We start from the raw sequence: 15,101 nt of genomic DNA on the forward strand, positions 1-15,101 counted from the left end.
ATACCGGCGCAAGCGTGGTAGCCTGGCGGTGGTCGGGACCACGTGAGGAGGCCGGCATGGGCATCGGTGACGACGCCGTCGAGATCCGCGCGCAGGGCTGGCGGACCCTCGCCGCGCTGCACGGGCTGATCGAGACGGCTCTGGAACGGGCGCTGCAGGCCGACCACGACCTATCCGTCGTCGAGTACACCGTGCTCGACGCGCTCTCCCGGCAGGACGGCTGGCACATGCGGATGAGCCAGCTCGCCCGGGCCGCCGCGCTCTCCGGCAGCGCCACCACCCGGCTGGTCACCCGCCTGGAGCAGCGCAACCTGCTGACCCGCATCCTCTGCGCCGACGACCGGCGCGGCATCTACACCGAGCTGACCCCGGCCGGCTCCGAGCTGTTGGCCGCCGCCCGGCCCACCCACGACCAGGTGCTCACCCGGGCGCTCGCCGAGGCGGAGGCCACCCCGGAGCTCGCCCCGCTGGTGGGCGCCCTGCACCGCCTGCCCGCCGCCGGCTGACCCGTTGCCGCTGCTAGGGGCCGTTTGGACGCGGCCGGCCCGGGGCACCTGATCGGCGAATGGATCGTCGAGAGGGGGTTCGTGATGGCTGAGACCACCACGTCGAACGGCCGGCACTCGTCCGGCACCCAACGCCGTTCCCGTCGGGGGGACGGGCCGCCGTTCCGCAAGCCGCGCTGGCCGAAGGCGTACGCCTTCGCGCTGGTCACCGGGGCGCTGTTCCTGGTCTCCTGGCTCGGCCAGTTCGTGTTCCAGATGGTGGTGGAGAGCAACGAGGCGACCCAGCACGGGCAGTCCTTCGCCTGGAGCGAGTTCCTGCCCCAGTTCTTCGCCTCCACCTTCGAGAACTGGCAGTCGGAGTTCCTCCAGCTCGTCTGGCAGGCCGCCGGTCTGGCGCTGTTCTACTACTGGGGCTCCTCGCAGTCCCGCGAGTCCGACGAGCGGATCGAGGCCAAGCTCGACGCCCTGCTGCGGGAGCGCAACCTGGACCCCGAGCACCCCTGACCGGCGCGGGCGTACCGTACCCGGGTCGGTCGGCACGGACCGGCCCGCTGGACAGGAGGCACCCCCGATGCAGGACCGCACCCCTCGGCGGGAGGAACTGGAACCGATCGAGCGGGCCGGCGTCGACGAACTGCGCGCCCTGCAGTACGAGCGGCTGCGCTGGTCGTTGCGGCACGCGTACGACAACGTGCCGCACTACCGGCGGGTCTTCGACGCCGCCGGGGCGCACCCCGACGACGTCCGGGACCTCGCCGACCTGGCCCGGTTTCCGTTCACCGGCAAGGCCGAGCTGCGGGAGAACTACCCGTTCGGCATGTTCGCCGTGCCCCGGGAGCGCATCGCCCGGCTGCACGCCTCCTCGGGCACCACCGGTCGGCCCACCGTGGTCGGCTACACCCGCGACGACCTGACCACTTGGGCGCGGCTGATGGCCCGCTCGATCCGGGCCGCCGGCGGCCGGCCCGGCGAGCGGGTGCACGTCGCGTACGGCTACGGGCTGTTCACCGGCGGCCTGGGCGCGCACTACGGCGCCGAGGAGCTGGGCTGCACGGTCATCCCGGTCTCCGGCGGGATGACCGAGCGGCAGGTACTGCTGATCCGCGACCTCGAACCCGAGATCATCATGGTCACCCCGAGCTACCTGCTGGCGATCGTCGACGAGATGGAGCGCCAGGGCGTCGACCCGCGCGGAACCTCGTTGCAGGTGGGCATCTTCGGCGCCGAGCCGTGGACCGAGGACATGCGCCGCGAGATCGAGCAGCGCCTCGACCTGCACGCGGTGGACATCTACGGGCTCTCCGAGCTGATGGGCCCCGGGGTGGCCACCGAGTGCGTGGAGACCAAGGACGGCCTGCACCTGTGGGAGGACCACTTCTACCCGGAGATCATCGACCCGGTCACCGGGGAGGTGCTGCCCGACGGGGAGCGTGGCGAGCTGGTGCTCACCTCGCTGACCCGGGAGGCGATGCCGGTGGTGCGCTACCGCACCCGCGACCTGACCCGGCTGCTGCCCGGCACCGCCCGGCCGATGCGCCGGCTCGAGAAGATCACCGGCCGGACCGACGACATGATGATCGTCCGTGGGGTCAACGTCTTCCCGACCCAGATCGAGGAGCTGATCCTGCGTACGCCGCAGCTGTCCCCGCACTTCCAGTGCGTGCTCGACCGGCAGGGCCGACTAGACACCCTGACGGTGAAGGTCGAGCGGCGGGCCGGGGTGGCCGTCGACGCGGCCGAGCGGGCCGGCGCCGCGCTGGTCGAGCTGGTGAAGAACACCGTCGGAGTGAGCGTGGCGGTCGAGGTGATCGCCCCCGACGGGGTGGAGCGGTCGCTGGGCAAGGCGCGCCGGATCGTCGACCAGCGGCGGGCCGGCTGACGTGCCGGGCACACCCAACCCGGCGTACGACATGTTCGCCGCCGACGCGGCCTCCCGCGGCCTCGGCATCGAGCTGGTCGAGGCCGGCGATGGCGCGGCGGTGGCCCGGATGGCGGTGACCGGGCGGATGCTCAACGGCCACGCCATCGCCCACGGCGGCTTCGTCTTCCTGCTCGCCGACACCGCCTTCGCGCTGGCCTGCAACAGTCACGGCCCGGTCACCGTGGCCGCCGGCGGTGAGATCACGTTCGTCCGGCCGGCCCGGGCCGGTGACCTGCTCACCGCCCGCGCCACCGAGCGCACCCGCTACGGTCGCAGCGGCATCTATGACGTCACCGTGACCCGTGACGACGGCGAGGTGGTCGCCGAGTTCCGCGGCCGCAGCCGGACCGCCGCGGCACCGCCGGCGACATAGGATCGACTGCCATGCGCGTCCTGGTGGTCTCCGCGCCCCTGGTCGGTCACGTCTTCCCGCTGGTGCCGCTGGCCGTCGCGCTGCGCGACGCCGGTCACGAGGTCCTGCTCGCCACGGGCGGCGGCGGCCTGGCCGCCGAACGCGCCGGCCTTCCGGTACGCGACGTCGCGCCGGGCTTCGACTTCGGCCGGATCGCCCTGCGGGTGCTTCCCCGCCATCCGCTGATCGCCCGGGCCGAGCTGCGCGGCACCGCCGGCACCCGGGGCGCCGGCCTGCTCTTCGGTGCGCTCAACGACCAGCTCACCGACCCGGTCGTCGCGCTGGCCACCGAGTGGCGGCCCGACCTGGTGCTGCACGAACCGTTCGCGGTCGCCGGCGCGGTTGCCGCCGCCCGCCTGGGCGTGCCCGCCGTACGCCAGGAGAACTCCCTCTTCGACGGCCGGTACCTGGTCCGCGCCACCACCGAGCGGCTCCGCGCCGCACTGCGCCGGCACGGCCTGACCGAGCTGCCGCCGCCCGCCGCCGCGCTCGCCGTCGCGCCGCCCAGCGTGACCGGCCAGGACGGCTGGCCGATGCGGTACGACTCCTACGTCGGCGGCGGTGACCTGCCGGACTGGTTGCGCGAGCCCGGCACCCGGCCCCGGATCCTGGTCAGCCGCAGCACCCTGACCGGCCCCGGCGACCGGGGGCCCATGCCCGCCGTGGTGGCCGCCGCCGCCCGGGTGGACGCCGAGTTCGTGCTGGTCCGGCCGGATCCCCGCTCGATCCGTACGCTGCCCGACAACGTCCGGGTGGTCGACTGGATCCCGCTCGACGCGGCGCTGTCGGCGAGCGCGGCCCTGGTCCACCACGGCGGAGCGGGCAGCGTCTTCGGTGCCTTCGCCGCAGGCCTGCCGCAGCTGGCCACCGTGGGGCCGGGGGACCGGCGGCACAACGCCGAGCTGGTGGCCCGCCGCGGCGCCGGTCTGGCGCTGCTGCCCCGGGACATCACCGCGCAGACGCTGACCCGGCTGCTCACCGACGACGCTCTGCGGACCGCCGCCGGCGAGGTCAGCCGCGAGATCGCCGCGATGCCGGCGCCGGCGGAGCTGGTGCCCCGGCTGGCGGCGCTCGTCTGACCGCAGGTCGCCGCCTGGCCGGCGTGATCCGAGCCGCGAGGACCGGGCGGGCGGGACGGCCCGGGCGTGGCCCCGCCGCAGGGCCGCCCGCCTGGGGCAGGATGGTCGGATGCGACACGTCGTGCTCTTCCACTCCGTGTTCGGGCTGCGGCCCGCCGTCCGGGCCGCCGCCGACAGGCTGCGCGCAGTAGGGCACCGGGTCGTCACCCCCGACCTGTACGGCGTCCCGGCCACCGACACCGTGGAGGAGGGCTTCGCGCTGCTCGACAAGATCGGCCAGGAGGTGGTGCTGGACCGGGCCCGCGCGGCGCTGCGCGATCTGCCACCGGAGACGGTGCTGGCCGGCTTCTCGATGGGGGCCGGCGTGGCCGGTGCGCTGCTGGCCGAGCGTCCCGACACCGCCGGCCTGCTCCTGCTGCACGGCACCGGTGGCGCCCCGGACGACGTCCGGCCCGGGCTGCCGGTGCAGCTGCACCTCGCCGACCCCGACCCGTACGACCAGCCGGACGAGGTCGACGAGTGGCAGCGGGCGATGACCGACGCCGGCGCCGACCTGACGGTGTTCCGCTATCCGGGCGTCGGGCACCTCTTCACCGACCCGGACCTCGCCGAACACGACCCGGACGCCGTCGCGGCGACCTGGCCGCGCGTGCTGGCCTTCCTCGACGCCCGCTGAGCCGCTGGACCCGCTGCCGCGACCCCACCGCCGTGTCGGGTCGGCACCGTACGGCCCAGGGGCGACGGGAGGGTCGCCCTTGCCGAGCCGATCGGTCGGAGTGCCGACCCGGCGTCAGCGGCCGGGCAGCGCCTGGGCGACCTGCGTCGCCCCGGCGAGGAGGACCTCGTGCGCGTTGGCGCTGATCTTTCCGTCGCGGAGCAGGCTGGCCAGCTTCTCGGCGAACTCGCGCAGCTTCTCCCGCGCCCGCTCCGTCTCGCCGTCGGCGATCTCCTCCGCGACCTGGCGTAACCGCTTCCGCAGTTCCTTGCCGTCGCCGGGGCGTAGTTGCCGTTGCTGCGCGAGCCCGTCCACGGTCGCCTGCAGCCCCGCAACGAGTTCCCCGGGGTTGGCCGCCCGCCGGGGGGTGGACGAGGACGGGGACAGGGACGGAGACGGCGTGGGCGTGGGCGGGGGCGTCACGTCCCCGGTGGGGGCCTCGGTGGGTTCCGCGGGGGCGGACGTGCCGACCGCCACGGTGGAAGCGGCGGCGGGGCCGGCGTCCCCATCACCGCCGACGGTCACCGTGACCATGGCGGCCACCAGGGCGACGGCAGCTCCCCCCACCGTCAGCCACATCAGCCGGCGCCCGTCGTCCGGAGCCCGGTGACGACTGCCGGCCGGGCGGACCAGCGGCAACATGCTCGTGGGCGGAGCCACATCGGCGCTGCGCGGATCATGGGGGGCGGACACGGCCGACATCATGCCACCCGACGACCCGGCCGGAGGGGCCGGCGTCCCGCCGTGCGGCAAGCCACGGCCCGACCTACGGTGGTCGGGATGCGCCGCGCCCTGCTGCCCGGAATCCTCGCCGTCGTCCTCGCTGGCGCGGCCGTGAGCTGTGGTCGCGGCGAGGAGTACGCCCAGCTGCGGCATCCGTTCCACCGGGCGACCCTGCTGGTGGACCCCGACAGCCAGGCCGCGCGTTGGCGGGACGACCACGAAGCCCGGTGGCTGGACCCGATCGCGGACACCCCGCAAGCCCGCTGGCTGACCGGTCCGGCGGACCTGGCTGACCTGCCCCCGTACCTGGCCGCCGCCCGGGACCGGCGGGCGCTGCCGGTGGTGGTGATCTATCACGTGCCGAACCTGGACTGCGCCGGTCGGGATGCCGGGGGCGCCGCGGACGCCGGGGCGTATGCCGGGTTCATCGACCGGATCGTCGCGCTGCTCCGCGGCGGCCGGGCGGCCGTCGTGCTGGAGCCGGACGCGGTTGCGTCCGAGTGCTTCGACGACGCCCGGGCAGCTCTGCTGGCCGACGCCACCCGCCGGCTGGCCGATGTCGGCCAGCACGTCTACCTGGACGCGGGACATCCGCGCTGGCGTACCCCGGAGGAGATGGCGGGGCGGCTGCGCCGATCCGGGATCCGCCGGGCGGAGGGGTTCGCGGTGAACGTGTCCAACCGGCAGTCGACCGTGGACAGCCAACGGTGGGGGCTGCGCGTGTCGGAGCTGGTGGGCGACCGGGAGATGGTCATCGACACCTCCCGCAACGGTCTGTCCGCCCCGCCCGACGCCCAGTGGTGCAACCCGCCCGGGCAGGCACTCGGGCAGCCGCCCACCACCCGGCCCGGACTGGCGCGGGTGGCGGCTCTGTTGTGGATCAAGAGCCCGGGGGAGTCCGACGGACCATGCGGCCGGGGTGAGCCGGCAGCGGGGACCTTCTCGCCCGCGTCGGCCCGCGCGCTGATCGCGGGCTCACCGTGGCTGCCGCCCGCCGACCGCCGGGCGGCGGCCCGCGCCACCGCGCCGGTCAGCTGACCGGCTGCGCCTGCATCGCCACCTCCCCGGTGCGGCGCAGCTTCTGCCACTTCAGGCGTCCGCCGCTGAGAGCGGTGACCACGGAGTGGACGAGCACCAGGTACATGACCTGCCGGTAGAGGAACTGCTGCAGCGGTAGCGCCCACAGCGGGCGCAACGGTTCCCGGTCCAGCCGGAAGGCCAGGATCGCGGTGAGGATCTGCGCCACCAGGACCGCCAGCCAGGCGAGGACGGTCTCGTACCGGTCGAGGAAGAACAGCCCGTACACGGCGAAGATGTCCACCATGGGTGCGAGCAGCGGCAGCAGTACCGAGAAGAGGGCGATGAACGGCAGGCCCCGGCGGCCGAACCGCCCCGACGGCCCGCGTTCCAGCAGGGCCCGGCGGTGCCGCCAGAGCGCCTGCATGGTGCCGTAGCTCCACCGGTAGCGCTGCCGCCACAGCTCCGGCAGGGTGCTCGGCGCCTCGGTCCGGGCGACGGCGCTCTCCTCGTACACCACGCGCCACCCGGCGCGCTGGATGCCCATGGTGAGGTCGGTGTCCTCGGCCAGGGTGGACCTGCTGAGGCCGCCGGCGGCGAGGACGGCCGTGCGGCGGAACGCGCCCAGCGCTCCCGGGATGGTGGGCATGCAGTGCAGCGTGTCGTAGAGCCGGCGGTCCAGGCTGAACCCGATGACGTACTCGATGTGCTGCCAGCGGCCGAGCAGTCGACGCCGGTTGCCCACCTTGACGTTGCCGGCGATCGCCCCGACCCGGGGGTCGGCGAAGGGTTGCACCAGACGGTGGATCGCGTCGCGATCGACCACGGTGTCGGCGTCGACCATCACGAGCAGGTCGTGTCGGGCCAGTGCCACCCCGGCGTTGAGCGCGGCGGCCTTCCCACCGGCGGGCACCCGGGCCACCCGCACGTTGGGCAGGCCGAGCCGTTCGACCTCCTTGGCGGTGCCGTCGTCGGACTCGTCGTCCACCACCAGCACCTCGATCCCGGGATGGGTGCCGGTGGCCAGGGACCGCACGGTCGCGGCGATCGTCGTCCGTTCGTCGTACGCCGGGACGATGATCGTCACCGGGTCGTCGACCTCGCCACCCCAGGACCAGGTGGGAGCCCGGCGCCGTCGGGCGTGCGCGAGGGCGTACCCGAAGAGCAGCAGGGTGCGGGCCAGGGTGAGCACTCCGACCACGATCAGCAGCAGCCACAGCACGCGGACCGTCGCGTCCGCGGCGCGCACCCCCCAGATCAGCAGCGCGCCCCGCGTCTCGTCGAGGGTGCCCAGCTGGGCGGCACCGCCGCCGGGCCAACCGAGTCCCTGCGAGACGGTGGTGAACCGGTAGCCCCGGGCCTGCATCTCCGGAATGAACCGGTCCAGGGCGACGACCGTCTGGGACCGGTCGCCGCCGCTGTCGTGCATCAGCACGATGGCCCCGCGGTCGCCCTCCGGTGTGGCGTTGCGGACGATGGCGGAGACACCTGGCCGCGCCCAGTCCTGGCTGTCGGTGTCGTTGAAGACCGATACGTAGCCCCACCGACCGGTCTCCCGCACCATCGGCCAACTCGCGTCGTCGATGGCGTCCACCCCGCTGGAGTACGGCAGCCGGGCGAGAGAAGTGGTGACCCCGGTGGTGTATGCGATCGCGGCGCGCGTCTGGGAATACTCCAGCTTGCGCCGCCATGACGGCAGATCGGTCAGCTCGGGGTGGGTGAAGGTGTGGATGCCCAACTCGTGTCCCTCGCGGGCCATCCGCTTGGACAATTCCGGGTACCGGCTGACCTGGGAGCCCACCACGAAGAACGTCGCCGGGGTGTGGTGGCGGGCCAGCACGTCCAGCACCTTCGGCGTCCACTGCGGATCCGGGCCGTCGTCGAACGTCAGCGCGATCGTCTTCGCCGGCATCCGGCGGGCGTCCAGGCGGCCGCCGCGCGGGTCGACGACCGTTCCACCCTCGCGGACCACCGCCGGCACCGCCTCCGTGCCGGCCGGGCCGGCCGCCTTGTGGTCAGGAGTGAACCGGGAATTCGCGTACGCGCCGACCGCGAGCAGGTTGAGCAGGATGAAGGTGGCCACCGCGGCCAGTACCCACCGGCGGCGGGTGCCCCGACGCTGAATCAGCGTCGCGGTGGACCGCGGCACGACGTGCTCGCGGTCGACGACCGGTCGCCACCCACGCCAGAGGCCCATCAGGTCCGCGATGCGAACACGTCCACGCCCTGCGCCACCCAGAACGCGAGAATGAGCAGGAGGGCGAGTGCGACCAGGGCGTAGGCGATCAGGCGGAGCCGCTCACCGCGGCGTCCGGAGCCGTCCACGAAGATCGCGGCTGTCACGTCCGGCGGCTGCAGCATCTCGGTGGCGCCGCCAGCGGGCTCGGCGGGGGTGATGGGCTCCACCCGGGCGACCCCACGATGGCCGGAGGCACCGACCGGGCCCCCTTCGACACGCTGGTTGATCGGAACATGGGCAACGCCGCGGCCGGAAACCGGCGGGCTGTTCGGCCGCGCTCGTCCCACATGGCGTGTTCTCGTCTTGTCCATGAACGGAACGAGTACCCGCGTAGTTTGATCGACTATCGCTGACCTGGGAATCAGGCACATCCTGCGCCGATGGTCCTCGCTCAGGCGGCGGTCGGCCGGACTGCCCACCGCCGGGTGCCGGGTGGTCCGGGGGTGGCCGGCCAGCCGCGCCGTCCCGGCGTCGGCGACCCGTCCGCCGCCCGCACCAGGATCGGTACCGGCACCGGTGGTCGCTCGTCCCCCCGTCCCCGACCGCCCGGCGCCGACCGGATCAGCTCGGGTCGACGGGCGGTAGGCCAGTCGCTGTCGAGCTGGAACGGGTCCGGTTCGACCAACTGCAGGGGGACGAGGTTGGTCGGCTCCAGCGGGAGGAGACTGGCCTGCTCCAGCGGGGCGATGCTGGCCGGCTGCGGGGCGAGGTCGGATCGGGCCGGCTCGAGGTGCTCGCTGGCCCGGCGGGTGAAGGCGGCCCGCAGCGTGCGGGGCAGCCGCTCGGCGGCGACCCGGCGCAGCGCCGGCGAGGCGAACGCGTACCCGCCGGCGGGACGGGGGAGCAGCAGTCCGGCGGCGGCGAGCCCGCGCAGCACCGGCCCGCTCCGCCCGGGCGTCCAGTTGAGGATCCGGTCCAGCGCCGCGTCGCCGAATCGGACTCCGAGGCTCGCGGCGGCCATCAGCACGGCCCGTTGCTCACCGTCGAGCCGGTCCAGTTCCGCGTCGACGGCCCGGCGTACCGACTCGGGCACCGGCGGAGCCGCCGGGTCCGTCTCGTCCACCAGCGACCGCACGTACGCCACGGCGTGCCCCGGCCGGCCACCCACCAGCGGCAGCAGCCGGTCGACGAGGCTCACCGGCTGGCCCGCCCGCACCAGCAGGTGACGCAGCAGCCGCCCGGACTGCATCGCGCCGAGCGGCCGCACCGCCAGCCGGTGCCGGCGCTGCCCTGCGACGGGCACGCTGTCGGCCCGGTGCGGCTGGTGCAGGCTCAGCACGGCCAGCGGCAGACCCCGGGCCGTGGCAGCGGTGAACAGGGCGTGCAGGAACCGGCTGACCGCCGGCGCCGCCCGGTCCAGGTCGTCCACCGCGACGATCAGTGGCCGGTCGGTGGCGAGGCGCAGCAGCGCGTCCCGGCAGACCGCCGCGCCGGCGAGCGCGGCGGGCGTACCGTCCGGCGAGGCAAGCAGACGCTCCAGCGCCGGCACCGCCTGGGCGACCCGGGCCGGCGGCAGCAGCGGCGCCAGGGTGGCGGTCAGCCGGTGGCGCACCGTCGCCGGTGGGTCGGTGTCCCGGATACCCGCGATCCCGCGGAGCAGCTCGGCGACCGGCCCCAGCACCTCGTCGGGGTACGGCGGGCAGGCCGCGACGCACCAGCGCACCGGCGTCCCGTCCACCGTGGCCAGCGTCCGGGTCAGCTCGTGCAGCAGCCGGCTGCGGCCGCTGCCCGACGGACCGACCAGCGACACCCAGCGCGGGCTGTGCTCGCGTACCGCCCGGGCCAACTGGTCGCGCGCGGTGGCCAGCTCGCGGCGGCGGCCGATGAGCGGGCCGTCGTGCCGTTCGGTCGGTGGCCGCAGCGGACCGGCGGCGTGCCACAACGGCACCGGCGGGACCCGACCGGCGACCGTCACCGCTGTCAGCCGGCGCAGTTCCACCAGGCCGGCGGTGGCGCGGGCGGTGGCCGCGCAGAGCACGACGGTGCCCGGCGCCGCGTACCCCTGCAACCGGGCCGCGGTGGTGATGACGGCACCGCTGGCCGCGGCGTGGCCGCCGCTGACCGCGGCCGCCAGGTCGACCACCACCTCGCCGGTGGCCACCCCGACCCGGATCCGCAGCGCGGTGCCGGCGACCAGCGGCCGGCGGTCGAGCGCGGCCTGGATCTCCAGCCCGGCGCGGACCGCGCGGTAGGCGTCGAAGCCGTCGGAGTGCGGCGCGCCGAAGATCGCCATCACCGCGTCGCCGATGTACTTCTCGACCACCCCGTTCCAGCGGTGCAGCACCCGGGCCACGGTGTCGAAGTAGGCCCGTTGCAGCGCCCGGACGTCCTCCGGGTCGAGCCGGTCCACCAGCGCGGTGGAGCCGACGATGTCGGCGAAGAGCACGGTGACCGTGCGTCTCTCCTCCGGCACCGGCCAGCGTGTCGACGGTGTGCGCTGTGTGGCGGCGGCGACCGTGGTCATGGGCATCGCACCGGCCTTTCCCCCCGTTGATGGCTTAGTACCTCCGGAGATTCGCACCCCTGGGCCGACGGGGGATCGGCAGAACGACGTATGTCGACCACCTGCAACCTTTAGTCGCATTGTCGACGCGAGGAGTACCACAACGGACACCTGACCGTAGAACGGTACGGGGGCCTGTGATTAGGCTGCGTGCCATGGCCAGCGATGTGGACACCGCACCGCTCGTGGGCCGGGCCGAGCTGCTCCAGACGGTTCGGTCCGCGCTGCTCGGCGACGTCGCGCAGGGGCACACCGCCGCCGTCTTCCTCACCGGCGAAAGTGGCGTGGGCAAGACCCGGTTGCTCGGCGAGGTCGGCACCCGCCTGCGCGACAGCGGCGCCCTGGTGCTGACCGGCAGCTGCCTGGACATCGGGGACGCCTCCCCGCTGCACCCGCTGTTGCAGGCGCTGCGGCGCTTCGACGCGGAACTGTCCACCTCGCACGCGCGGACCTCCTCGGCGGTGCGCGGGCTGTTGCAGATGTTCGCCGACGAGACGGCTGGTCCGGATGGCGCGGGCGCGATGCTGGAGCGGGTCTCCCGTGGGCTGCACCTGATCGCCGAGGGGCGGCCGCTGGTGCTGATCCTCGACGACCTGCAGTGGGTCGACCGGAGCACCCGGCAGCTGCTGCTCTACCTGCTCGCCGGGCTGGGCGACCTCCAGCTCTCGGTGCTGGCCGCGGTCCGCGCCGAGTCGTTGCAGGGCGCGCACCCACTGCGTCGGGTGCTGACCGAGCTGCGTCGCCTGCGGTCGGTACGGGTGCTCGACCTGGCCCCGCTGGACCGGGCCGGCACCGAGCAGCTCGCCGCCGCACTGATCGGCCGGGCGTTGCCGGCCGACGCGGCCGACCAGGTGTGGCAGCGCAGCGGCGGCAACCCGTTCGTCATCGAGGAGTTGGCCCGCGACCTGCGCGACGGCCGGGACGGGTTGTCCGAGACGCTGCGCGAGATCTTCCTCGCCCGGGTGGACGCGCTGCCCCAGCACGCGCACGCGGTGGTGCACGCGGTGGCCGCCGGTGTGGAGCCGGTCGAACACTGGCTGCTGGCCCGGGTGCTGCGGCTCGCCGAGGAGGAGCTGATCGAGGCGGCCCGGGCCGCGGTGGCGCACCGGTTGCTGGTCGGCGCCGACGACGGCTACCGGCTGCGGCACCGGCTCGTCGCCGAGGTGCTGGAACACGAGCTGCTGCCGGCCGAGCGCTCCGCGCTGCACCGCCGCTACGCCGAGGCGCTGACCACCGCGCCGGCCGAGCTGCACCAGGCCCGGCTGGCGTACCACTGGCGGCTCGCCGGCGAGCCGGCCCGGGCGTTGCCGGCCGCGATGGCCGCCGCGCAGGAGGCCGAGCGGCTGCACGGTTACGCCGAGGCGCACCGGCACTGGTCGGTGGCGTTGCAGATGGCCGGCAGCCCCGACGGGACACCGCTCGGGGTGGACCGGGCCGAGCTGCTCGGGCACGCCGCCGAGGCCGCCCACCACTGTGGCGAGCACGCCCGGGCGCTGGCCCTGCTGGAGGAGCTGGCCGAAGGCGGGCAGCCGTCCTGCGCCCTGCACATCCGCCGGGCCCGCTACCTGGCCGCCGCCGGCCGCTCCGCGCTGGCCGAGGCGGAGTACCAGCGGGCGCTGGAGGCCGCGGACTGCTCGCCGCGCGACCGGGCCACCGCCGCCGCCCACCTGGCCGAGCTGCTCCTGCACCTGGGGCGCTACGCCGACGCCGGCCGGTGGGCACGGGAGGCGCTGGAGCTGGCCGCCTCCGCGCCCGACTCCACCACCGAGGTAGTGCTGGCCAGCGCGGCGCTCGGTTTCAGCGACGCCTACCTGGAGGACCCGGACGCGGGGCTCGCCGTGATGCGCGAGGCCCTGGAGACCGCCGAGCGCGCTTGCCGGCCGGAGGACGTGGCCTGCGCGTACCTGCACCTGGCCGAGCTGCTGACCGGTCCGCTGAACATCCTCGAGGAGGGTGTGGTGGTGGCCCGTCGGGGCGCCGAGCGGGTGGCCGAGCTGGGCCTGGGCCGCACCTTCGAGACCCGGTTGCTGGCCATCGCCACCAACGGGCTGTTCCGGGTGGGCCAGTGGGCAGAGGCGGAGAAGGTGGTCGCCGCGGCGCTGCGGCACCGCCCGTCCGGCGCGGACGCCGTGGAGCTGCTGCTCGCCCGCTGCCGGCTGTCGGTGGGTTACGGCGACATCGAGGCCGCCGACCGGGACCTGGACGCGGTGGCCACGGTGCTCGCCGGCGGCGGCGCCCGGCACGTCATCCCGCTGCTCACCCTGCGCGCCGGCCTGGCCATGTGGCAGGGCCGGCACGACCTGGCGCGGCAGGCGGTGCAGCGTGGCCTGACCGAGAGCCGCTCCGACGACGTGACGATCCTCGCCGCGCTGGTCTGGCACGGGTTGCGCGCCGAGGCCGAGGCGCACGCCGGCCGGGCCGTGCCGGTGGACGCGACCGCGGTACGCCGGCTGCGGGACGTGGCCGAGCGGGTGGCCCGCAAGAGCCGTGACGCGGCCCGTCCGGTGCGCTCGGTGGTGGACGCCTTCCTGGCGCTCTGCGCCGCCGAGGTGAGCCGTCTCGACGCCAGTGACCCGGAGCTGTGGGCCCGATCGGTCGCCGAGTGGGACCGGCGCAACCACCCCTACCCGGCGGCGTACTCCCGGCTGCGGCAGGCCGAGGCGTTGCTGGCCCGGCGCAGCCGGGTGGCCACCGCCGGCAAGCTGCTGCGCGAGGCGTACGCGGTGGCGCAGGGGCTGGGTGCGGTGCCGTTGACCTCGGAGATCCGGGAACTCGCCGGCCGGGCGCGGGTGTCGTTGGAGCAGCGTTCGGCGCCGGCCGCCGCCGGGAGGGCGACGCCGGTCGACGACGAGCTGGCCGTGCTCACCGCCCGCGAGCGCGAGGTGCTCGCCGCGGTCGCCGAGGGGCTGACCAACCGGGAGATCGGGCAGCGGCTGTTCATCAGCGAGCGAACCATCGGCGTGCACGTGTCGCACATCTTCGACAAGCTCCAGGTCCGTACCCGCGTCCAGGCCAGCGCGATCCACCTGCGCAACCGGCGCGGCTGACCCACCCACGTATCCGCCGCCGTGTGCGCCGGGATACGTCGTTCTACTGATTCGGCGGACAGGTTCCGGCTGGAAAGCTGAGCTCCGCCGACGGCGGCACGGGGGTGCCGCGGACCACCATGGAGGAGAGATGACCGAACCGGTCTGGGGGCCCGTGCACCGGGACATCGTCGACCTGCTCGCCGACCACCCCGCCGACGTGCCGGCGGTGGTCGACCACCTCACCAAGCTTCAAGACCTGCTGGTCCGACTGCCTCCGCTGGAGGCGAGCTGCCCGCTGGCCGACTTCAACAAGCTCTACCTGACCATCACCAGCAGCGTGCTGGACGGCCTGTACGACGACCGCTTCGTCGACCCGGTGTTCCTGTCCCGGTTGGACGTGGAGTTCGCCGCCCGTTACTTCGACGCGATGCGACTGTGGACCGACTCCAGCCCGGGCACCCCGAAGGCGTGGTCGTGCCTGTTCGAGCGCATGTGCGGCCCGGACGCCCGCCCGCTGCCCTCGGCGGCGGCCGGTGTCAACGCGCACATCAACTTCGACCTGCCGTTCGCCCTGGTCACCACGTTCGACCACCTGGAGTCCGAGCCGGTGGACGGCAGCGACCAGCACCACGACTACCTCGAGATCAACAACATCTTCGCGGACAAGATCCCCGGGTTGCGCCGGGGCTATCTGGAGCGGTGGCAGCTGCTCCTGGACATGCTCAACGGCGACATCGACGACTGGTACCAGGGGGAGCTGGTCGAGTACACCCGCGATGTGGCCTGGCGCAACGCGCAGAAGATCTGGCGCTGCCGGCACGATCCGCACGCCCGAGAGTGTGAGCGCACGCGGCTGGACGACAACGCCGCGGCGCTCGGCCGGCTGCTGCTCTCGCCCCTGGGGGCGTTCCTGCAGTAGCCGGGACGGGGGGTCCCCGCGCTGCGCCCTGGGGGGAG

General features: G+C 74.4%; 13 protein-coding genes. 9 read left to right on the forward strand and 4 right to left on the reverse strand.

Annotated features, from left to right (window positions below):
* Positions 1-56 precede the first annotated feature (56 nt).
* The 6 genes from ACFOW4_RS19105 (at position 57) to ACFOW4_RS19130 (ending at position 4,594) form a co-directional block, all read left to right on the forward strand.
* Positions 57-506, forward strand: a complete 450-nt coding sequence (locus ACFOW4_RS19105) for a MarR family winged helix-turn-helix transcriptional regulator (protein ID WP_377529534.1) — start codon at positions 57-59, stop codon at positions 504-506.
* Positions 507-590: 84 nt separating this feature from the next.
* Complete coding sequence (locus ACFOW4_RS19110; protein WP_377529536.1) at positions 591-1,010, forward strand: DUF6766 family protein; 420 nt, start codon at positions 591-593, stop codon at positions 1,008-1,010.
* Between the two features lie 67 nt (positions 1,011-1,077).
* Positions 1,078-2,385 carry a phenylacetate--CoA ligase PaaK gene (gene paaK / locus ACFOW4_RS19115; RefSeq protein WP_377529539.1) on the forward strand — a complete coding sequence of 436 codons (1,308 nt, stop codon included), beginning with the start codon at positions 1,078-1,080 and terminating at the stop codon, positions 2,383-2,385.
* A gap of 31 nt (positions 2,386-2,416) precedes the next feature.
* The gene (paaI, locus tag ACFOW4_RS19120) at positions 2,417-2,800 is read left to right on the forward strand and encodes a hydroxyphenylacetyl-CoA thioesterase PaaI (RefSeq protein ID WP_377529735.1); all 384 of its coding nucleotides are present in this window, start codon (positions 2,417-2,419) and stop codon (positions 2,798-2,800) included.
* Between the two features lie 11 nt (positions 2,801-2,811).
* On the forward strand, positions 2,812-3,918 hold the full coding sequence (locus tag ACFOW4_RS19125; protein WP_377529540.1) for a nucleotide disphospho-sugar-binding domain-containing protein: 1,107 nt from the start codon (positions 2,812-2,814) through the stop codon (positions 3,916-3,918).
* Between the two features lie 109 nt (positions 3,919-4,027).
* The gene (locus tag ACFOW4_RS19130; protein ID WP_377529542.1) at positions 4,028-4,594 is read left to right on the forward strand and encodes a dienelactone hydrolase family protein; all 567 of its coding nucleotides are present in this window, start codon (positions 4,028-4,030) and stop codon (positions 4,592-4,594) included.
* 114 nt (positions 4,595-4,708) lie between these two features.
* Here ACFOW4_RS19130 and ACFOW4_RS19135 read toward each other — a convergent pair whose 3' ends face one another.
* A complete protein-coding gene (locus ACFOW4_RS19135) occupies positions 4,709-5,326 on the reverse strand; it encodes an FIMAH domain-containing protein (RefSeq protein ID WP_377529544.1) in 618 nt (205 codons plus the stop codon).
* An 87-nt stretch (positions 5,327-5,413) separates the two neighbouring features.
* Between ACFOW4_RS19135 and ACFOW4_RS19140 the strand changes: the two genes are divergently transcribed.
* Positions 5,414-6,394, forward strand: coding sequence for a glycoside hydrolase family 6 protein (locus ACFOW4_RS19140; RefSeq protein WP_377529547.1), 981 nt, complete (start codon positions 5,414-5,416; stop codon positions 6,392-6,394).
* Here ACFOW4_RS19140 and ACFOW4_RS19145 read toward each other — a convergent pair.
* The 3 genes from ACFOW4_RS19145 to ACFOW4_RS19155 all read right to left on the reverse strand — a co-directional run bounded on the left by ACFOW4_RS19145 (position 6,387) and on the right by ACFOW4_RS19155 (position 11,082).
* Positions 6,387-8,570: a bifunctional polysaccharide deacetylase/glycosyltransferase family 2 protein gene (locus ACFOW4_RS19145; RefSeq protein ID WP_377529548.1), complete on the reverse strand. Its 2,184-nt coding sequence runs from the start codon at positions 8,568-8,570 to the stop codon at positions 6,387-6,389. The genes ACFOW4_RS19140 and ACFOW4_RS19145 overlap by 8 nt on opposite strands.
* Entirely contained in the window at positions 8,570-8,779 is a 210-nt protein-coding gene (locus ACFOW4_RS19150) for a hypothetical protein (protein ID WP_377529550.1), read from the reverse strand. The genes ACFOW4_RS19145 and ACFOW4_RS19150 overlap by 1 nt, the downstream gene beginning before the upstream one ends.
* 224 nt (positions 8,780-9,003) lie before the next feature.
* The gene (locus ACFOW4_RS19155; protein WP_377529552.1) at positions 9,004-11,082 is read right to left on the reverse strand and encodes an AAA family ATPase; all 2,079 of its coding nucleotides are present in this window, start codon (positions 11,080-11,082) and stop codon (positions 9,004-9,006) included.
* Between the two features lie 188 nt (positions 11,083-11,270).
* On the opposite strand from ACFOW4_RS19155, the gene ACFOW4_RS19160 reads away from it, so the two are divergent.
* Both ACFOW4_RS19160 and ACFOW4_RS19165 read left to right on the forward strand, forming a co-directional pair.
* Complete coding sequence (locus tag ACFOW4_RS19160) at positions 11,271-14,162, forward strand: helix-turn-helix transcriptional regulator (protein WP_377529554.1); 2,892 nt, start codon at positions 11,271-11,273, stop codon at positions 14,160-14,162.
* Positions 14,163-14,292: 130 nt separating this feature from the next.
* Positions 14,293-15,063: a DUF5995 family protein gene (locus tag ACFOW4_RS19165; RefSeq protein ID WP_377529556.1), complete on the forward strand. Its 771-nt coding sequence runs from the start codon at positions 14,293-14,295 to the stop codon at positions 15,061-15,063.
* Positions 15,064-15,101: the final 38 nt, after the last annotated feature.

Source organism: Micromonospora sp. GCM10011542 (assembly GCF_042650685.1).
GTDB lineage: Bacteria > Actinomycetota > Actinomycetes > Mycobacteriales > Micromonosporaceae > Micromonospora.